The following is an 18,589-nucleotide window of genomic DNA, read 5'->3' as shown; positions in this document are numbered from 1 at the left end:
ATCGCGATGAGCGTGCGGACAAGTGGACCGACAGGTGAACTGACCGGTGAGCTGACCGGTGAGCCGAGGACTGAGCCGACCGGTGAGCTGACCGGCAAAGTGGCGCTGGTGACCGGCGGAAGCCGCGGAATCGGCGCGGCGGTCGCGGCACGACTGGCCGCGGCGGGAGCGACGGTCGCGCTGACCTACGTGCATTCCGAGAAGCAGGCGCGCGCCGTGGCCGACGAGATCGAGGCGGCGGGCGGCCGGGCATTGGTGATCCAGGCCGACCTGACCCACCCGGAAGCCGCGACCGCCGCGGTCGAACAAACCGTCCGCGACCTGGGCCGCATCGACATCCTGGTCAACAACGCGGGCTTCCTCACCTACGGCCCCCTGACCGAGGTGACGATCGAGGAACTGGACCGCGTCCTGGCCGTCGACGTGCGCTCGATATTCCTCGCGACGCAGGCAGCAGCCCGCCACATGACCGACGGCGGCCGGATCATCAGCATCGGCTCCTGCTTCAACGGCCGCGTCCCGGGCGAGAACTTCGTACTCCAGGCGACCGCGAAATCCGCCCTGGTCGGCCTCACAAAGGGCCTGGCCCGCGAACTCGGCCCCCGAGGCATCACCGCCACCATCGTCGACCCCGGCCCGATCGACACCGACATGAACCCCGCCGACGGCGACAGCGCCGACTTCCAACGCGGCCTGACCGCCCTCGGCCGCTACGGCGAAGCAACCGACATCGCGGAAGCAGTCGCCTACCTGGCGGGACCCGGCGGGCGCTACATCACGGGGACGGCGATCGCGGTGGATGGTGGCTACACGGTTTGAGGAAGGGTGACCGCTGGCCGGTCGGCCGGTTGGCAATTTGCAAACCAGCCGACCCGGCCCGGCGGTCAGCACATAGTTGGTCGGCCCGGCGCCAGGCGGCCGGTCGGCATTTGCGGGCAAGCCGACCGTTCAGGAGATCGGCGCCAGGCAGGTGGCCGGTCGGCTGGTCGGCTTATTCAGGCCAGCCGACCAGCCGACCGCCCGGCGGTCAGCAGTTGGTGGAACTCTTCGCGCCGCCGCCCCCCTACTCCAACTCCACCGTCTCCACCCAGCTCGGCGGCCGTAGATCGATCAGCCTCCCCTCGCTGTCCCACCGGTACTTTTGCCGGCGCGTGGAGCCGAACAGGCCGGCGATCACTCGGCAGCCCGGTTCGGTTTCGGGCCATGGGGTGTCGCCGTCGGTCAGCACCACTACGACGTCCGGGCGTGGTGCGCGGCTCGCTGCGCGGCGGATGCCCAGGCGGAGGTCGGTGCCGCCGCCGCCCACCAGGGCGATGTCCTCGGTCTGGCAGACGCGTTGGGCTGTGTGGACTGCCGCGTCGCAGCTGTATACCGACACGTTCATGCCGGATACGCCGGTGGCGCGGGTGATGGCCGCTACCTCCGTCAGGGCGCTGCCGAGGTCTTCGTCGGAGACTGAGCCGCTGGTGTCGATGACCACCGCGACGTGCGGTAGCCGGCGGAGGAGGCTCGGCAGGATCAGGCCGCTGCCCAGGCTTTGGCCGCGGCGGCTGGGTCTGCGGTAGGTGTAGTCGCCCGCGCCGCCGGCGGTGCCGAGGCTGGTGCGGAAGGCGGCGCCGAGCAGGGTGCGCCAGTCCTGCGGGGCCTTGCCGTGGCGTTCGGCCCAGCGTTTCCAGCCGTTGGGTGCGGTGCCGCGGCCGGCGTTGAGGGCGTCGCGGACGCTGATGCGGATCGCCTCGGCCTCGTGCTTGCCCAGGGGGTGGGCGCCCTCGCCGTCGGCTTCCCAGGGTGCTGACGCGTCGTGGGCGCCGGAGCCGCAGTCGAGGCGGTACTCGTGGTCGGCGACGATGCTCGGTGTCACGTCGCGGAGGTACTCCTCGAACAGGTCGCGCTGGGGGATCCGGAGGGTCTGCGGGGTCAGGGCGCCGGCCGGCAGGCGGGGTCGGGTGCCGGGTCCGGGGGTGGTGGCCGTCAGGTCTTTGAGCAGGTCGTCGTTGATCTCCAGGTCCATGGCGATGTTCAGCCGGATCCGCTCCCGCGCGGGCTGCTCCGGGTCGAGCGCCGCCGTCCCCGGACGGCCCGCGGCCTGGTGCCGGACGCTGGCCTCCCGCAGCCGGTCGGCCCGGCCGTGGTGGTCCCGGACCAGGTGAGAGACCTCGTGCAGCCAGACGGCGGCCAGTTCGCGGATCAGCCGTTCGCTGACGAAGCCCGGGTTGACGTAGCAGCGCCAGTAGCGGTCGACGGCCATCGTGCGGACCGCGTACGTGGGCACGATCGCCATGGCGTGCAGCGCCACGGCGAGGTAGGGGCACGCTGTCACGGCCAGGTGGCGGGCGGCGAGCAGCTTCGGGGTGTCGAGGACGTCGGCCGCCGGTGCCCTGTGCCCCGCCGGGCCGACGGTGCGGTGCGACGGAATGCGCGGCACCGCGATCGTTCCGCCGGAAGCGGTACCCGACGTGGCGCCGGTGATCGGGAAGACCGGTCGCGCCGTGAGACGGCTCCGGCCCGCCATCACCGCCGGAGTCGGGATGGCTTTCATCGGATTACTCATCGGCGAACTCATCGGAGAACTCGTCGGAGAACTCATGGGCGCCCTCATTCGCTCAACGCCAGCATCGCTTCGAGCGCCCCCAAACCGTCCATGTGCTCAGACAGCTCCCACTCCGGCCGCCGCAGCGCGGCGAGCTGGCCGGCCGGAGCGGCGAGGAGGTCGACCGGCACCCGCGCCGCCAAGCGCGCCACCAGATACCACGCCGCCTCCCACCGCTCCCTGGTCGTGTCCCGAGCGACCGCGTCGACGACCGCGGCGAGCGTCGCGTGCACCAGGTCCCCGCGGTCCGGCAGCTCGGCGCCGCCGGGATCGGCCAGCACCGCCTCCGGATCGGGCAGGTCCCGCCGTTCCAGGAACGCCATCAGCTCCAGCCCCGCGCCGTCCCCGACCGCGCCGCGGATCGCGATGGCGACCGCCTCCAGGTCGGCGTCGGCCGCGTACCCGAAAGCGAGCAGCCGCAGCGCCATCTCCCACGTGCGCGGCGACGGCCAGGCCCCGGCCCGCCCGGCGGGCGTGTTCGGCATGCGGTGGGTGTAGTCGGGCCGCACGGTCAGGAACGCGCAGACCCCGGCGCGGGCCCGCGCGACCGACGCGGCCAGCCGCTCCGGCGAGGGATCGAGGCGCGGCAACGGGATGCGCGGCCAGGTCCCGCCGAGGCCCCGGACCACGACGTCGGGATCGTGGACCCACGCCAGGTGCACGAACCGGTTGGCCAGCGGCGCCGCCAACTGCCATCCGTCGGCGGCGCTGCCCGGCGGGTTCGCGGCCGCGACGATGCGGACGCCCTCGGGCAGCGCGAGACTCCCGACATGCCGTTCAAGCACGACGCGGAGTAGCGCGGCCTGCACGGCGGGCGGCGCGGAGGAGATCTCGTCCAGGAACAGCAATCCGTGTCCGGCGCGGTGCAGCCGCACAGCCCAGTCCGGCGGCGCCATCGCCACCCCGCGCGCCGCCGGGTCGGTGCCGATGATCGGCAGCCCGGCGAAGTCGGACGGGTCGTGGACGCTCGCGATCACCGTCTCCAGCGGCAGGTCCAGGCCCCGAGCCAAGTGCACGAGAGTGGAGGACTTCCCGATGCCCGGCTGCCCCCACAGCAGGACCGGCAGGTTGGCGGCCGTCGCCAGGGCCAGGGCCTGGACGGTGGGATCGGTGCCGGGACTGGTCTCGGAGACCCGCGTCAGGGCAATGAGATGGTCGGCGGCGAGCAGCTGATCGCGCTCGGTGGCGGAGGTTGGAGAGTCAACAGTCATCAATGCCATGTCAGGTCCACCTGTGGGTTCGGGACGATACCCCCTTTCGGGAGGGCCGTCGGCTGGGGTTGGTCATGGGCGTGGGCAGACTCCGGTAGCTCGGGGTCTCGCGCTGACGCGTGGCGCCGGCAAGGAGCATGCGGAGCTGAAGGGTGTTCTCGTGCAGCGTCGCGAGCGCCTCGCCGACGGTGCCGCCGGCCGGAAGGTCAAGCTCGTCAAGGGCCGCCTGGGCACCGGCATGCGCAGTGACGACACGCACGACCTCCGCAGCCCGGCCGTGGTGCAGAAGCGACTCGGCGAGGTCGATGACGTGGCGGCCGGAGGACAGGTAGAGCGTGGCCTGCATACAGGGATTCGCCGGGCCGCCCAGCCGGTGCAGAAGCGACTCGCGCGCGGCGTGGGCGGCACCAGCGACATGGTCGATCGGCTGCCACGTGCCGTCGACGTAGGCCACGCGATGCCGGGCGGCGCCGCACTGAATCCACAGGGTGGGGACAGCCGCATCGGAACAGGGCTCTGCGATGAAGGGAACCGCTTGGTACAGCCACCCGGCGGCCTCTGACCCAGCCTCAGCTTCTGCCTCCGGCGAACTCAGAGGCATCAGATCCGTCGCCAACGCCGAAGCCACCAGCGGATGCAGGTCCTGGACACCGAGAAACCCGTGCCGCAGAAGATCGACGTCGACTGAGCGCGCCCAGACAGCATTGGCGATGGTCGGAAGCCCGCGCGCTTCGTGATGGGAGACGGCGTGCGCGTGCGGCGCACCGCCATCATGAGCCAAGCCGGACAAGATCACCGCGCCAGTACCCGATCGAAGCACCGCCGTGTCGGCCTCCGGCAGCGCCGCGCGCACCCGCTCCGCCAGCCCCGACAACCGCACCGGGAGCGCCGCCAGCCAGCGCATCCGGCTCGGGAGCCCCGCGTCATGGCTGAGCGAGAATCCCGCAAGCTGCCAAGCCGCCTCGAATTCGCCCGCGTCCTGAAGCCGGGCGAGCTCCCGCGCCTCGGCCGTTCCGTCCCGCATCGCCGCCAGATCAACAGCCTGCGACGCGTTCCAGAACTCCGGGTTCCGCACCAGGTCGTACCGTTCCGCCTGCCGAGTCCGCACACCGGCGAGCAGCGCCTGCTTCACCGGATCGCCGTCCGCCTTCGGCCATGAACGCAGCAGTGCGCGCCGCCGCGTCCCGGCCTCCAGCACGGTCAGCACGATCCGCTGCCCCGCGTCGAGCGCGATCCGCGGGGTCAGCGCGGCGAGCAACAGCCCACCGCCATCGGCGCCGGCCGCGCCCAGGTCGGCCAACGGCGTCAACACCTCGGCCAGCAGCTCCCCGGCCCCATGGCCCTGCCGCGGCAGATGCCACCGCAGCAAGTCCGGAGCGAGTCCCCGCAACGACCCGAGCAGCCGTTCGGCGGTCTCGGCACCGTACCGGCGCCGGACCGTATCAGGATTCACATACACATCGACGTCGGCCGCCGCGCAGGCGCCGCGCCAGTCACCGATCGCGCGCCGCTCGGCGACCGCCGCGATCATGGTCGGGGGGACACCGTGCCGGCGGGCCGTCAGGGCCGCCCGGGCTCGGGTGTCGGGGAGAATCGCCGTCCGCACCGGCTCCGTTCCCGTCATCGGGTCACGGCGGTGTCGGCGGCCTCCGATCCTTTCATCAGCATACTTCGTCGGTGGTCATCGGGGACGATGGACAAGCCGATGATGCACCCGGGCGGCGGCGGGCGCAAGCGATCAGTGCGGCGGCCCGCGAAAAGGCCGGCCGCCGCACCCCGGGGGATGCGACGGCCGGCCCGTTGTCCTACCGCGTCAGCGCACGGCTCAGTGGCCGAACCCGAACGACCGGATGAAGCTCGCCGTCGGCGAACCGACGCCGGTGGCCAGGTCGTAGCCGCGGGACGCGGGCAGGCCCTCGTCCGCGCCGTACGAGACCAGGCGGAACAGGCCCGCCACCGGGCTGGTCGCCGGGTACTCGAAGATCACCGAGTGGGTCGGCGACGTGGCGATCTGGCGCGGGTTCTGGACCACGTCGTTGGTGAGCCAGGACCGGGCGTAGATCGCCGGGTTGGCGAAGCCGACCGGGATGCCCCACTGGGCCTGCTGCGCGTCGGCCAGGATGCCCGCCCAGGACGGGGCCGAGACCGAGGTGCCGCCGAAGCCGCCCTCGGAGTAGACGCCCGTGGCCGCGTCGGTGGAGCCGACCAGGGTGCTGCTGAAGTACAGGTCGCCGTTCAGCGAGATGTCCGGGACCGTGCGCTTGGGCTGCTTGGTCTTGGTGCCGTCCATCAGGGTGGTGGACAGGCTGCGGGGGACGGTCCACGTCTGGTACCAGGGCTGCGCGATGGTCTCGCTCACGCCGCCGCCGGCGCCGAAGGTGCTGCCCTCCGGGGTCCAGGACGCCGCGCCCGGCGCGGTACGGCCGCTGCGGGTGTCCGCCATCGGCGCCTCGAAGCTGTAGCCGTGCTTGTCCAGGCCCAGCGCGGTGCCGCCGACCGAGGTCACCCAGGCGGAGCTGGTCGGCCACTGGACCTGCGCGCGCGAGGCGGTCGAGTCGCAGTTCAGGCCGGTCTGCGTCGACAGGGTGTCCTGGTTCATGCAGTCGCCGCTGGAGAAGTCGAAGGCGATGCCCTCGACCGCGCCCTGCTTGAAGATCTGGTCGTACGCGGCCATCGAGGCCGGGTCGATGTCGCCGAGGGTCGAGTACATGATCTCGCCCCAGCTGTTCGACACGATGTCGGCCAGGTGGTTGTCGACGATGTTGGCCTCGGCGGCCACCAGGTCGGAGTCGAAGCAGGAGTTCGCCGCGACGGTGATCACCTTGGCGTCCGGCGCGAAGGCGTGCGCCATCTCGACGTCGAGCGACTCCTCACCGAAGTCGCCGAAGCCGCACAGGTCCTTGTTGGTCCACTGCGACGGGTCGCTCACCTCGGAGTACTGCCCCGCGGCGAACGGCTTGTCGCCGTGGTTGACCGCGTACTGGTTGGCGTCGGCCTCCATGGTGGAGGAGCCGTACCAGTTCACGATGGCGATCCGGGCGCCCTTGCCGGTCAGGCCGGTCTTCGAGACCCCGTAGGCGTCCCGCAGCTCGGAGGGCACCATCGAGCACTGCGCCAGCGTGGCCGGGGTGGTGTAACCCGCGGGCACGGCCGGGGCGGTGGCCGGGGCCTTCTTCTGGCCGTAGTAGTCCGAGCACGACGGGTCGTTGTTCTGGACCGGGCCGCGCGCGGAGGTGTCGTTCTTCTGGTGGTTCGTCACCGCGTGCTGCTTGCTCTGGGCCAGGCCCGCGACGCCCAGGACCGCGGCGGAGACGCCCGCCGGGATCTTCACGTCGGTGCTGTTGCTGCGCAGCGCGCCGTCCGGCGTCGCGAAGTTGTGCAGCTTGGTCCCGAACGCCTTCTGCGCGGCGTCGACCGTGCCGGTCACGTCGACCCAGTGCTGGGCGACGTTGGTGACCTTCAGGCCCGCGCCGTTCAGCCACTTGGTGACGGCGTCGACCTGCGCCTGAGTGGCACCGAACCGGTTGCGGAACTCGGTGGTGCTCAGGAAGTGCTTGTAGTTGGCGCTGTTCGGGTCCGAGACGCTCTGGGCGTAGGCGTCCAGGCCCGCGGCGTCCTGGCCGGCCAGGTAGACCCGGACGGTCACCTGCGCGGCGGCGGCGGCCTGGCCGAGGTCGGCCGAGGGGGTCGCGTAGCCCGGGGTGGTCCCGGTCAGGGTGGTGCTCCCGCTGTCGGCGTTCGAAGGGGCGGCGAGCGCTACGCCCGCGGACACGAACGCGGCGACGGCCGTAAGGGTGGTGGCGGTCGCTATTCGCTTGCGGTGCCGGGGTACGGCTTCAGTCATAGGTGTTCCCTTCCCGAAAAGAGGGACGAAAGTTATCCATTGCCCGAAAATGGACGAGTGCCGGGCAAGGGATACGAGCCCGCGTCGGTCATTTCTATAGACGCCGCAAGGCGAAAACAAGGGTGGAAAGTACGGGAGTTTGGTCGAGTGCCGCCGAGTTGATCAGAATTTTACGAAGTGAATACCCGGAGTGATCACTCCTACACCACGCGTTCACCAGCGGTTCGGACAGAGTCCTGGGAAACCGCCTCCGGACCGGTCCCGGGGCCTCCGGCACGGCGTCCGGTTCGCGTCAATGAGGGCTTTCCTATGCCCGGGGCCGGGATCGTCGGCCGACGATCCCGGCCCCGGGCGCGAGCAACGAACGGCGGCGTCAACGTCCTGCGGTACCGGACCGGCGGCGCCGGGTGGTCCGTACCAGCAGCGCGCCACCGGTCACCAGCGCCGCGGCGGCCGCGCCGGGCCCGAGCAGCTCGGCCCCGGTCGCCGGCAGCTGCCGGCGGATCCGGATCCGGGCGTGCGCCGGAGCGGAGCGCACCGCCCCGCCGTCGCCCACCGCCACCGCGACGTTGGTGACGTGCCCGGCCTCGGCATCGGCCGAGGTCACCTTGTAGCGGCCAGTGCAGACGGCGCTGTCGCCGGGCAGGTCCCGGGCCGCCAGCACGGTGGCCTCGCAGGTGACACCGGTGACGCGGTCGTCGGCGATTTCCAGGCGGTCGGCCGGCCGGGTGCCCCGGTTCCTCACCACATAGCTGTAAGCGACTTCCTTCCCGACCGTGTAAAAGTGCGAATCGTCGACCTGCTTCTCCAACTCCAGAGCGACCTTGCCGCCCAGCGGCAGCGTGTGGTCGGCCTCGGGCGACTCGATGGCGCTGCCGGAGGAGTCGGAGCCGTGCGCGACGGCGGTGTTCGCGGTGTAGCCGCGCTCGACGTCGGCGGCGGTGACCGTGTAGACGCCGGTGCAGACCACGGTCTGCCCGGCGTGCAGGGTTTCCACCGGACACATGACATGGGACACGCGCGAGTCCGCGACCCGCAGGCTGTTCACCGAGCCGCCGCCGGTGTTGGTGACCACGAACTGGTAGGGCACCTTGGCCCCGGCCGTGAGCTCGGCGGGCAGTTCGTGCGCCTCGTCGATCTGTTTGACCAGGTCCAGCGCGGGAAGCTGATTGATCGTCGACACCGTGGTGGTGCGGATCAGGTGCACATCGGTGAACAGGCCGGTGGAGGAGGCGAAGCCGAACTTGTAGGTGGCCGGCACCGGCTGCGGCGCCGGCGCGGACAGCACCTGGCGCGCGCCCGCGCCGTCGTGGAAGTCCGCGAACACCTCCACCTGCGGGTTCGGCGCGGGCGTCACCTCTACCGTGAACGTGCGCTGGGACGCCTTCAGCACGGTCTCGGCCTGCGCCGGGGTGGTGCCGGCCGGCAGGTCGGCCGCCGTGGTCGGGCCGTGCAGCCGGCCGGGGAGGGTGCTGAGCCACGGCCCGGCGGTGCCGAAGTGGTCGGCGGTCGCGGTCAGGAAGCAGTACCCGTTGGTGCCTTCGCCGGGGCCGCGGACCGTCACCATGTTGTGGCCGGGCGCGGGGATGTAGAACGCGGTGCCGGACGGCGAACGGTGCCCCGCCGGGCAGGTGTAGCCGCGCCGCTCCCAGTCGCCGAAGTAGTTGCCGAGCGCGTCCAGGCCCACGCCGAGGTAACCGTGCTCCACGCCGGGAACGAAGGGGTTGCTCGGCACGTCATCAGGAAGCTTCTGCGCGTACCCGAGGCTGCCGCCGAACGCCCCGGGCCGGGTGAGCTGCGCGGCGCCGTCGACGAGGAAGAACGAGATGCCGTCGGCGGGGCTCGACGCCGGGGTGTCCGGGGTCCCGCCGTACTGCCACTGGTCGAAGGTGACCTTCACGCCCTCGGCGGCCGGCAACGGTTGGTTGAACAGCACCGCCGCGCTCTGGTCGCGGGAGGCGTCGGTCAGGCGCAGGTAGCCGTACGGGGCGCCGGCCGGCGGCGGCACCGGGCCCTCGCCCGCGGTGGCGCAGCCGCCGAGCGGGGCGCCGCTGGTGCCGCCGCCGAGCGGGGCCCCGGTCAGGCAGGCGGGCCCGTAGCTGTGGAACCGGGAGTCGGCGGTCGCCCCGGTGAAGGACTCCGTCACCAGGACCGTCCCGCCGGAGTTGCCGATCTGGGCCGGCAACGGCGCGGCCGCGGCGAACGCCGGCATCAGGCACAGGACTCCGGTGAACCCGGCGGCGGCGGTCAGCGGTCCTCGGCGGCGGGATGTCAACACCTTCACGGTCTACTACCGTATACGGCATTTTGTCAGTTATGGTGGCTATTGAGGTGGGCATGTCGCCGTACGCTGGTATCCGTTTTCTCGGTTGCCGGTGACGGTCCGGTCGGCGAGGATCCGGGCCATGTCCGCATTGCGCCCCTACCCCAAGATGGCGTCGAAGGGGAACGGCGACACCCCCGGGACCGGGGAATGGGTCGCCATGGAGAAGGTCCACGGCGCGCACTTCGCGGTGCTCTGCGACAGCTCCGGCACGCGCCCCGCCAAACGGCGCGAGCTGCTGGACGAGGACGATCTGGACGCGTTCTTCGGCGTCAGCCGGATCTGGCCGGCGCTGGCGGTGGCGGCGGCGCGGTGTGCGGCCGTGCTGCGGGAGGCGGCGGGCGGGGAGGCCGAAGTCACGCTCTACGGCGAGCTGGCCGGCGGCTGCTATCCCCACCCCGATGTCGTGGCGGAGGAGCTCGCCCGACCGGTGCAGACCGGTGTCTGGTACGCGCCCGACCTGTTCTGGCTGCTGTTCGACGCGCGCCTGGTGATCGGCGATCGGCACTGGTGGGTCGCGGAGCGGGAGCTGCGCGCCGCCGCCGACGTGGCCAGGTCGGCCGTCGTCCCGCCCCTGGCCCGCGGCCCGCTGACCCGGCTGCGGGAACTGCCGGCCGCGTTCCCGAGCCGGGTGCCGGCGTTGTTCGGGCTGCCCGAGATCGAGGACAACCTCGCCGAGGGGTATGTGCTGAAGCCGGCCGCGGCGTGGGAGGAAGGCGACGGCGCGCGGCCGCTGCTCAAAGTGAAGCAGCAGGCGTTCGCCGAGGATGAGCGGTTCGCCGGGGCGCGGCCGTATCTGCCGCCCACGGAGGGGGCGGCCGGGGTGCCGGCGTGGCTGGTGGTGCAGGCCGCGGCGTTGTTGACGCCGGCCCGGGCGGCGGCGGCCGTGAGCAAGGTGGGGTCGGGTGCCGGTGCCGGGGCGGTGGCTGTGGAGATCGCGCAGGACGCGGCCGAGGAGGTCTCCGAGAGTCTGGGCGGCCTGGACCGGACGCAGGCGAGCCGCCTGGCCGCGGCGCTGCTGCCGGCGGCGCGGGCTCTGGCCGCGTTCGACGCCGAGGACCGGCTCAGGACACGGCGACCAGCCCCGTCTCGTAGGCGATGATCACCAGCTGCACCCGGTCCCGGGCGTCGAGCTTGGCCAGCAGCCGGGTGACGTAGGTCTTGACCGTGGTGCCGGTGATGGCGAGCCGCTCGGCGATCTCGGCGTTGGTCAGCCCGCGGCCGATCAGTACCAGGACCTCGCGTTCCCGTCCGGTGATGGGCGCCAGCCGCCGGGCGGCGACCGCGACCGCCGCCGAGGGTGCGGGCCGGGCCGTGAACCGTTCGATCACCCGGCGGGTGACGCCGGGCGCCAGCAGCGCGTCGCCGGCCGCGATCACACGGATCGCGGCGAGGATGTCGTCCAGGGCCATGTTCTTCACCAGGAATCCGCTCGCCCCGGCCTTCAGCGCGGCGTAGACGTATTCGTCGTCGTCGAAGGTCGTCAGCACGGCGACCCTCGGCGCGTCGGGTCCGTACGCGACCACGCCGGTGGCCGCGATCCCGTCCATGCCGGGCATGCGGATGTCCATCAGGACGACGTCCGGCCGCAGCTCCCGGGCCAGCCGCACGGCCTCGCGGCCGTCGGCGGCGGTCCCGGCCACCTCCAGGTCCGGGGTCTCGCCGATGACCATGCGCAGGCCGACCAGCATCAACGGCTGGTCGTCGACCAGCAGCACCTTGATGCTCATGCCGGCAGCCGGGCCGCGACGCGGAACCCGCCCTCGGGGCGCGGCCCGGCGCTGAACTGGCCGCTGAGCATGGTGACCCGTTCGCGCATGCCGAGCAGGCCGAAGCCGCCGCGGGATCCGAGCTGCCCGGTGCCGCAGTCGGCCCCGAAACCGGTGCCGACGAGGGTGCCGGCGGTGGCCGCGTCCGGGTCGGCGCCGCTGGGGCCCGCGTCGGCCGCCGTACCGGGCGCCACGCCGGACCCCACGCCGGACCCCACGCCCGGCGCCATACCGGGCACCAAGCCCGGCGCCACGCCGCAACCGTCATCGGTGATCTCGATCGCCACCGCGTCCGGCTCGAAGCCGACGGCGACCCGGCAGGCGGTGGTCCCGGAGTGCCGGACCACGTTCGTCACCGCCTCCTGGATGATCCGGTAGACGGAGCGGTCGATCTCCGGCGGCAGCGTTCTGCGCTCTCCGCTCCAGCTCAGCTCCACACGCACCCCCGCGCCGGTGGCGCGCGCCGCGAGGCGCTCGACGTCCAGCACTCCGGGATCGGCGCGCACGTCGGCGTTCCGCAAAGTCCGCAGCATCTGTTGCAGCCCGGTCAGGGTGTCCCGGCTGGTGGTCTCGATGCCGGCCAGCGCTTCGCGCGCGGCCTCGGGCCGGGTGTCCAGGACCCGGACGGCGGCCCCGGCCAGCACCGCGATGATGCCGATGTCGTGGGCGACGCTGTCGTGCAGGTCGCGGGAGAGTCGCAGCCGCTCGGCGGCGGCGGATTCGGCGGCGGCGCTGAGGTTGTGCGCCCGGGCCTGCCGCCCGGACACCCCGGCCAGCCAGAACACCAGGCCGGACAGCACGATCACGGCGTCCATGGCGGAGAAGTCCTGGCGCACCCCGGCGGCGGGCGGGGGCCCGAGGGTGCCGGAGTCGGTCAGCATGCGGAGCAGCACCATGTAGGCCGTCCACACAACCGCCGCCATGGCCAGGGCGGTGAGCGACCTCCGCCGCAGCTCCCGGTCGGCGAGGCTCCAGAGGGCGATGTTGGCCGGGAAGAATTCGAGGATCATCACCATCGCCGTGTGCAGCACGATCGAGCTGGTCGCCGACCCGACGAGCAGCAGCCCCAGCGCCGTCCTGGGCATCCGGCCCAGCAGGGCGCTGCCGATCAGGACCAGGACGGCCGCGCCCGCGTAGACGTAGGGATGGGCGTCCAGCAGGACCACGCGGTAGCCCGGCTGGCCGGCAGGTTCGACCCACAGCGGCACCGGCGGCCTCGGGGGCACATAGAGGGCCGCCTGCGCGGTCCACAGCGCGTACACGGTGGTCACCGCCCACGCCGACGCCGCCCACACCCCGGGCGGCACCCGCCTCAGCTGCACGAACCGCGGATCCCCGGCCATGAGCCCGATGCTAACCGCGCGGGCGGCTTCTGGGCATCGGCCGCCGGGTGTACGACCATGGCAGACCGGGCCGGTCCGGATTGCCTTCCGGGCTCCGACGCCGGCCGGGGCCGGGCGGCGCCAGCCTCGAAGGGTGATCGAAGCCCAGGAACTGACCAAGCACTACGGCCGCACCACCGCCGTCGACCACCTCACGTTCGCGGTCCGCCCCGGCCACGTCACCGGGTTCCTCGGGCCGAACGGCTCGGGGAAGTCGACCACGCTGCGCCTGATCCTCGGCCTGAACCGGCCGGACCACGGCCGGGTGACGGTCGCCGGGCAGGTGTTCGGCGAGCACCGCCGAGGGCTGCGCCGGGTCGGGGCGCTGCTCGACGCGACCGGTGTGCACGGCGGCCGCAGCGCCCGGGACCATCTCGCGGCGCTGGCCTGGAGCAACGGCCTGCCGCGCGGGCGCGTGGCCGAGGTGCTGGCGGAAGTGGGGTTGGAGAACGTCGCGCGCCGACGCATCGGCGGGTTCTCGCTCGGGATGAAGCAGCGGCTCGGCGTCGCCGCCGCGCTGCTCGGCGATCCGCCGGTGCTGATCTTCGACGAGCCGTTCAATGGGCTCGACGTGGCGGGGATCGCGTGGGTCCGCGGCCTGTTCCGCCGGCTGGCCGACGAGGGCCGGACGGTGTTCGTCTCCAGCCACCTCATGAGCGAGATGGCGCAGCTGGCCGACCGGCTCGTCGTCATCGGCCGCGGCATGCTGCTCGCCGACGAGAGCGTGGCGGAGTTCGCGGCCCGCGGCGGGGCGTCGTCCGCGTCGTTGGAGGACGTGTTCATGAAGCTGACCGCCGACCGTCTCGACTACCGCGCCGGAGGTGCGAAGTGATGGCTTTGCTGCGCGCGGAGTGGATCAAGATCCGCTCTCTGCGGTCCTTTGTCGCCGGGCTGGCTCTCGGCGCGCTCGGAGTTCTCTACTGCAATGTGAACGCGGTGGTCGCCGACAACAGTGCGCGGCGGGGAGGCCGACTGCATGGCGGCGGTGGCGTATTCACCAACAACGCCCACATCGTCGTCCTCTATATATTCGGCTGCATCGGCGCCATGACGGTGGTCAGCGAGTACGGAAGCGGCCTGATCCGGACCACCTTCGCCGCCGTGCCCGCGCGGACGGAGGTGATCGCCGCGAAGGCGATCGTCGTCGCGGCCGTGACGGCCGCGGCGGGCCTGGTGACGTATGTCGCGTCCTTCGTCGCCACGATGATCCTGGCCGGGCAGACCCGGTTCCCGTCCGGGCTGCTGGCCAGTCCGGACTTCCAGCGCGCGATCTCCGCCTCGGTGCTGCTCTTTCCGCTCAGCGCCCTGGTCGGGCTGGGGGTCGGCGTGGTGGTCCGGCACACCGCCACCTCGATCGTCGGCGTCAGCCTGCTGCTGGTGCTGCTGCCGACCTTCGTGACCTCGGAGAAGCGCGCCTGGGTCAACGACCTCCACAACGCGACGCCGTTCGCGGCGTGGCAGCAGCTCGTGCTGCCGTCCCAGGCCCACATGATGCCGCCGCCGGGCATGATGCTGCCGCCGCCGCCCGCCGGGTTCGCGAACCCGACGAACAACGGAAGCTGGCTGGTGTTCCTGCTGTGGCCGCTGACGGCGCTGGTGCTCGCCCTGCTCGCGATCCGCCGGCGCGACGTGTGATCACTCCTGGCCGGGCGGCTCCCGCATCGCGGCCCGGTGCAGCGCGACGGCGTCCGCGACCGGACCGAGGTGGCCCAGCTTGTCCGGGTTCACGACGCCCCGGATGGTCTGGATCCGGCCGTCCAGCACGTCCAGCGTCAAGGTGCTGAGGACCCGGCCCTGGCCGTCGTGGAAGATGGCGCCGGGCTGGCCGTTCAGGTCGTGGGCCTCGAAGGTCACGCCGGCGCGGCCGAAGTAGCGCATCAGCTCGGCCACCACGGTGCCGACCGCGTCCACGCCGATGAAGTTGCTGCCGAGCAGCGGCGCCTTGCCGCCGGCGTCGCCGACCATGACGACGTCGGCGGCGAGCAGCTCGCGCAGCCCGTCGACGTCGCCCTCGCGGAAGGCGTCGAAGAACCGGCCGGCGAGCTCCTCCCGCTCCTTGCGGTCGGCCTCGAACCGGGTCCGGCCGGCCTCCATGTGCTGCCGCGCCCGGTGCGCGAGCTGCCGGCAGGCCGCCTCCGACCGGCCGACGGCCACGGCCACCTCGGCGAACCCGAAGCCGAACACCTCGCGCAGCACGAACACGGCCCGCTCCAGCGGGCTGAGCCGCTCCAGCAGCAGCAACGCGGCCATCGACACCGAGTCGGCCAGCTCCGCGGCCCGCTCCGGGTCCTCATAGGGATCGGCGAGCAGCGGCTCGGGGATCCACGGTCCGACGTACTCCTCGCGCCGCACCCGCGCCGAGCGCAGGACGTCGATCGAGATCCGGGTGACCACCGCGGACAGGAACGACTTGGTCGAGGCCGGCTCGGTGCCGGCCACCTGCCAGCGGATCCAGGTCTCCTGCACCGCGTCCTCCGCCTCGACGACGCTGCCCAGGATCCGGTACGCGATGGAGAACAGCAGCGGCCGCAGTTCCTCGAACTCCTGCTCGCGGGTCATATCGGTGCCTCCTGGGAGCGGTGCCGCCGGACGGTGCCGTTCCATCGAATCGTGTCTTCCCGACACGGGACGAGGCAGGGCCGCCGATCGTGACATGGTGCCCTTGGTGACACAGCGGCTGTTCGTGACCCGGCGGCCCGCGCCGCTAGAGCTCGATGACCACCTTCCCGAAGCCGGCGTCGTCACGGAAGGAGGCGTAGGCCTCGGCGGCGTCGTCGAAGGCGAACGCGCGGTCCACGACCGGCCGCAGTCCGCCCGCCTCCACGGCCCGGCACAGGGCCTCCAGGTCCGTCCGGCTGCCGACGAACTCGCGGCGGATGGTGGCCAGCGAGCCGCTGAGGTCGTCCTCGGTGATCACGAGGGTCTCCGGCCGGGCCGAGACCACCCAGAGCAGACAGATCTGCGCGTAGGTGGCGGCGGCCCGCAGCGACTGGCCGATGGTGGCCGGGCCCTGGGTCTCGACCACCAGGTCGGCGCCGGCGCCCCCGGTGAGCCGGCGGACCTCGCCGGACCAGTCGGGGTTCGCGACGTAGTCGACGACCTCGTCGGCGCCGAGCGCCTTCAGCCGGTCGGCCTTGGCGGCGCTGGAGGTCGTGGTGATCACCCGGCAGCCCATCAGCTTGGCCAGCTGGACGGCGAACAGCGAGACGTCGCCAGTGCCCAGCGTCAGCACGGTCTGTCCGGCGGTGAGCAGGCCGGAGCGGGTGAGGGCGTTCCAGGCGGTCACGCCGGCGCACGGCAGCGCCGCCGCCTCGGCCCACGTCAGATGCCCGGGGACGGCGACCGCCGCGGCCTCGTCGAGCAGCACGTACTCGGCCAGCCAGCCGTCGACGGTGCAGCCGAGCTGGTCGAGCAGGTCGGGCCGCAGCTGCCCGCTGATCCAGCGCGGCCAGTAGGACGCGGTGACGCGGTCGCCCGCGCGGAAGCGGGTGACGTCCGCCCCGGCCTCGACGACCTCCCCGGCACCGTCGCTCAGCGGCACCACCCCGGGCCGGGACGGCAGCGGGTACCGGCCCGTGGTGATCATCAGATCGCGGCGGTTGAGCGCGGCGGCCCGGGTCCGGACCAGGAGCTGCGCGGGGCCGGGGACCGGACGCTCCTCGGTGCCGGGTTCGATCGGCTTCTCGGATCCGGGGGCGGCGAGGCGGTAAGTACGCATGGAGCCAGGCTGCTCAAGCCCGTGCGACAAACCAATTCCCTGAAGGGAATGGACCAGCGGCCGCCCTGTGCCGAAGACTTCGGCTGTGGACATCGCCAGGACCCCGCCGGCGTTCGGCACCGAACTGCGGCGCTGGCGCGCGCTGCGGAGGGTGAGCCAGCTCGAATTGGCGAACCAGGCCGGGACCACGCAGCGCCATCTCAGCTTCATGGAGCAGGGCCGGTCCAAGCCCGGGCGGGCGATCGTGCTGCGGCTGGCCGACTCGCTGCGGCTGACGCTGCGGGAGCGCAACGCGCTGCTTCACTCCGCCGGGTTCGCGCCCGCCTACGAGGAGCACAGCTTCCAGGCCCCGGCCCTCACGCCGGTCCGGGAGGCGCTGGCCCAGGTGATCGCGGGGCACCTGCCGTATCCGGCGCTCGCGATCCAGCACCCGGGACGCGTGCTCATCGCCAACCGCGCGCTGACGGTGTTCCTCGAAGGCTGCGATCCGGCGTTGCTGAAGCCGCCGGTGAACCTGCTGCGCGTGATGCTGCACCCGGCGGGGATGGCGCCGCGGGTCGCCAACCTCGGGCAGTGGGGGCGGCACGTCATGGACAACCTGCACGCGATGGCGCTGCGGAGCCCCAGCCCGGGCCTCGGCGCGCTGGTCGCGGAGCTGGCCGGCTACGTTCCCGCGCCGCCGGCCGACGAGGAGCCGCTCGGCTTCGCGGTGCCGCTGCGCCTGGCGTCGCCCGACGGGGAGCTGCGGCTGATGACGGCGCTGACGTCGTTCGCCACCGCCGTGGACGTCACCATCGCCGAGGTGATGCTGGAGTCGTTCCTCCCGGCCGACGCCGCGACCACGGCGGTGCTCGCCGAACGGGATCGGCGCGCCGCCGCCGCCGGTGCGGCTCCGCTGCTCGCGCTGGGCGGCTAGCGCCGCCTCACGCCGGACGCCGGTTCACACAGTGCGCCGCCTCACGCCGGACGCCGGTTCACACAGTGCGCGCCTTACGCCGGACGCCGGGCCAGCACGTGGGCGTCGAGGAAACCCCGCTCGGTGGCCGGATCGTGGATCAGCCGGGCGAACGGGTCGAGCCCGGCCCCGGCGAGCAGCTCCGCGAACGGGTCCACCGGCCAGCTGTAGGCGGGCGTCACCTTGTGGTCGAAGCGGACCGGCTCCGGTCCGCCGGTCGCGAAGAACGAGACCAGGAGCAGGCCGCCCGGCGCCAGGACCCGGACCAGCTCGGCGAACAGCGCGGGCAGCTCCGCGGGCGGGGTGTGGATCGTCGAGTAGTGCGCCAGCACGCCGCCGAGCGCGCCGTCGCCGATCGGCAGGGCCTCCATCCGCGCCTCGTCGAACCGCAGCGCCGGACGGGCCCGCCGGGCGTGCTCGACCATGCCCGGGGACAGGTCGAGCCCGAAGGCGTCCAGCCCCAGGTCGTGCAGCATGGCGGTGAGATGCCCCGGCCCGCAGCCGACGTCGGCCGCCCGGCGGTTCCCGGTCGCGCGCACCAGCTCGGCGAACGTGCCGATCATGTTCCGCGAGAACGGGTGCTGCTCCAGGCCGTCGGCGAACAAGGACGCGTACAGCTCGACCACCCCGTCGTAGGCGGCCCTGGTCCGGTCCTGGTGTGCCGTCACGGAGGGGAAGCTACACCTCGGATCCCACGCTCGGCCCCACACCATTCGGAGCACCGCGGGTGTCACCGCCCCCGGCCCTGGTCAGGAACTCAGAGGCGACGCCGGGTCCCGGTCCGACAGCGTTCCGGC

The 18,589-nt window shown here is 72.6% G+C and carries 15 protein-coding genes; 5 read left to right on the top strand and 10 right to left on the bottom strand.

Translation table 11 applies throughout. The features are described 5' to 3' along the window. The first annotated feature begins 6 nt into the window (after positions 1–6). Positions 7–819 carry a 3-oxoacyl-ACP reductase family protein gene (locus ABD481_RS11200; RefSeq protein ID WP_344665519.1) on the top strand — a complete coding sequence of 271 codons (813 nt, stop codon included), beginning with the start codon at positions 7–9 and terminating at the stop codon, positions 817–819. Positions 820–1,063: 244 nt separating this feature from the next. Here the strand turns inward: ABD481_RS11200 and ABD481_RS11195 are convergent, their stop codons facing one another. The 5 genes from ABD481_RS11195 to ABD481_RS11175 all read right to left on the bottom strand — a co-directional run bounded on the left by ABD481_RS11195 (position 1,064) and on the right by ABD481_RS11175 (position 9,929). Beyond that, positions 1,064–2,551: a vWA domain-containing protein gene (locus tag ABD481_RS11195; protein ID WP_344665518.1), complete on the bottom strand. Its 1,488-nt coding sequence runs from the start codon at positions 2,549–2,551 to the stop codon at positions 1,064–1,066. Between the two features lie 44 nt (positions 2,552–2,595). Continuing rightward, on the bottom strand, positions 2,596–3,810 hold the full coding sequence (locus ABD481_RS11190) for a sigma 54-interacting transcriptional regulator (protein ID WP_425559142.1): 1,215 nt from the start codon (positions 3,808–3,810) through the stop codon (positions 2,596–2,598). A gap of 1 nt (position 3,811) precedes the next feature. Next, a complete protein-coding gene (locus ABD481_RS11185) occupies positions 3,812–5,425 on the bottom strand; it encodes a hypothetical protein (RefSeq protein WP_344665516.1) in 1,614 nt (537 codons plus the stop codon). 201 nt (positions 5,426–5,626) lie between these two features. Further along, positions 5,627–7,645: a S53 family peptidase gene (locus ABD481_RS11180; protein WP_344665515.1), complete on the bottom strand. Its 2,019-nt coding sequence runs from the start codon at positions 7,643–7,645 to the stop codon at positions 5,627–5,629. A 373-nt stretch (positions 7,646–8,018) separates the two neighbouring features. Next, positions 8,019–9,929 carry a DUF7507 domain-containing protein gene (locus ABD481_RS11175; RefSeq protein ID WP_344665514.1) on the bottom strand — a complete coding sequence of 637 codons (1,911 nt, stop codon included), beginning with the start codon at positions 9,927–9,929 and terminating at the stop codon, positions 8,019–8,021. A 121-nt stretch (positions 9,930–10,050) separates the two neighbouring features. Between ABD481_RS11175 and ABD481_RS11170 the strand changes: the two genes are divergently transcribed. After that, positions 10,051–11,070: an RNA ligase family protein gene (locus tag ABD481_RS11170; protein WP_344665513.1), complete on the top strand. Its 1,020-nt coding sequence runs from the start codon at positions 10,051–10,053 to the stop codon at positions 11,068–11,070. Here the strand turns inward: ABD481_RS11170 and ABD481_RS11165 are convergent. Together ABD481_RS11165 and ABD481_RS11160 are read right to left on the bottom strand one after the other, a co-directional pair. After that, the gene (locus ABD481_RS11165) at positions 11,033–11,698 is read right to left on the bottom strand and encodes a response regulator (protein ID WP_344665512.1); all 666 of its coding nucleotides are present in this window, start codon (positions 11,696–11,698) and stop codon (positions 11,033–11,035) included. The two genes, ABD481_RS11170 and ABD481_RS11165, sit on opposite strands and share 38 nt — an antisense overlap. Continuing rightward, entirely contained in the window at positions 11,695–13,080 is a 1,386-nt protein-coding gene (locus ABD481_RS11160; protein ID WP_344665511.1) for a sensor histidine kinase, read from the bottom strand. The genes ABD481_RS11165 and ABD481_RS11160 overlap by 4 nt, the downstream gene beginning before the upstream one ends. A 133-nt stretch (positions 13,081–13,213) precedes the next feature. Here ABD481_RS11160 and ABD481_RS11155 point away from each other — a divergent pair, with 133 nt between their 5' ends. Together ABD481_RS11155 and ABD481_RS11150 are read left to right on the top strand one after the other, a co-directional pair. Next, a complete protein-coding gene (locus ABD481_RS11155; RefSeq protein WP_344665510.1) occupies positions 13,214–13,951 on the top strand; it encodes an ABC transporter ATP-binding protein in 738 nt (245 codons plus the stop codon). Beyond that, positions 13,951–14,754 (top strand): ABC transporter permease, encoded by an 804-nt coding sequence (locus ABD481_RS11150; protein WP_344665509.1) that lies wholly within the window; start codon positions 13,951–13,953, stop codon positions 14,752–14,754. The genes ABD481_RS11155 and ABD481_RS11150 overlap by 1 nt, the downstream gene beginning before the upstream one ends. On the opposite strand, the gene ABD481_RS11145 is transcribed toward ABD481_RS11150, so the two are convergent. Both ABD481_RS11145 and ABD481_RS11140 read right to left on the bottom strand, forming a co-directional pair. Further along, positions 14,755–15,678: an RNA polymerase sigma-70 factor gene (locus ABD481_RS11145; RefSeq protein WP_344665508.1), complete on the bottom strand. Its 924-nt coding sequence runs from the start codon at positions 15,676–15,678 to the stop codon at positions 14,755–14,757. It lies immediately after the preceding gene. Between the two features lie 145 nt (positions 15,679–15,823). After that, positions 15,824–16,837 (bottom strand): zinc-dependent alcohol dehydrogenase family protein, encoded by a 1,014-nt coding sequence (locus tag ABD481_RS11140; RefSeq protein WP_344665507.1) that lies wholly within the window; start codon positions 16,835–16,837, stop codon positions 15,824–15,826. A gap of 85 nt (positions 16,838–16,922) precedes the next feature. Here ABD481_RS11140 and ABD481_RS11135 point away from each other — a divergent pair, with 85 nt between their 5' ends. After that, positions 16,923–17,753 carry a helix-turn-helix domain-containing protein gene (locus tag ABD481_RS11135; RefSeq protein ID WP_344665506.1) on the top strand — a complete coding sequence of 277 codons (831 nt, stop codon included), beginning with the start codon at positions 16,923–16,925 and terminating at the stop codon, positions 17,751–17,753. A gap of 74 nt (positions 17,754–17,827) precedes the next feature. Here the strand turns inward: ABD481_RS11135 and ABD481_RS11130 are convergent, their stop codons facing one another. Beyond that, a complete protein-coding gene (locus tag ABD481_RS11130; RefSeq protein WP_344665505.1) occupies positions 17,828–18,460 on the bottom strand; it encodes a class I SAM-dependent methyltransferase in 633 nt (210 codons plus the stop codon). Between the last annotated feature and the right edge of the window lie 129 nt (positions 18,461–18,589).

Origin of the sequence: Catenulispora yoronensis (assembly GCF_039531695.1) — a bacterium.
Classification (GTDB): Bacteria; Actinomycetota; Actinomycetes; order Streptomycetales; family Catenulisporaceae; genus Catenulispora; species Catenulispora yoronensis.
The sequence above is the reverse complement of the archived record's forward strand: the minus strand, read 5'-3'. Positions and strand labels throughout refer to the sequence as shown.

Coding starts and splice junctions, on each gene's coding strand:
- ABD481_RS11180 (WP_344665515.1), bottom strand. CDS start 7,645: ATGACTGAAGCCGTACCCCGGCACCGCAAGCGAATAGCGACCGCCACC.
- ABD481_RS11190 (WP_425559142.1), bottom strand. CDS start 3,810: ATGGCATTGATGACTGTTGACTCTCCAACCTCCGCCACCGAGCGCGAT.
- ABD481_RS11165 (WP_344665512.1), bottom strand. CDS start 11,698: ATGAGCATCAAGGTGCTGCTGGTCGACGACCAGCCGTTGATGCTGGTC.
- ABD481_RS11145 (WP_344665508.1), bottom strand. CDS start 15,678: ATGACCCGCGAGCAGGAGTTCGAGGAACTGCGGCCGCTGCTGTTCTCC.
- ABD481_RS11200 (WP_344665519.1), top strand. CDS start 7: ATGAGCGTGCGGACAAGTGGACCGACAGGTGAACTGACCGGTGAGCTG.
- ABD481_RS11170 (WP_344665513.1), top strand. CDS start 10,051: ATGTCCGCATTGCGCCCCTACCCCAAGATGGCGTCGAAGGGGAACGGC.
- ABD481_RS11150 (WP_344665509.1), top strand. CDS start 13,951: ATGGCTTTGCTGCGCGCGGAGTGGATCAAGATCCGCTCTCTGCGGTCC.
- ABD481_RS11160 (WP_344665511.1), bottom strand. CDS start 13,080: ATGGCCGGGGATCCGCGGTTCGTGCAGCTGAGGCGGGTGCCGCCCGGG.
- ABD481_RS11140 (WP_344665507.1), bottom strand. CDS start 16,837: ATGCGTACTTACCGCCTCGCCGCCCCCGGATCCGAGAAGCCGATCGAA.
- ABD481_RS11185 (WP_344665516.1), bottom strand. CDS start 5,425: ATGACGGGAACGGAGCCGGTGCGGACGGCGATTCTCCCCGACACCCGA.
- ABD481_RS11195 (WP_344665518.1), bottom strand. CDS start 2,551: ATGAGTAATCCGATGAAAGCCATCCCGACTCCGGCGGTGATGGCGGGC.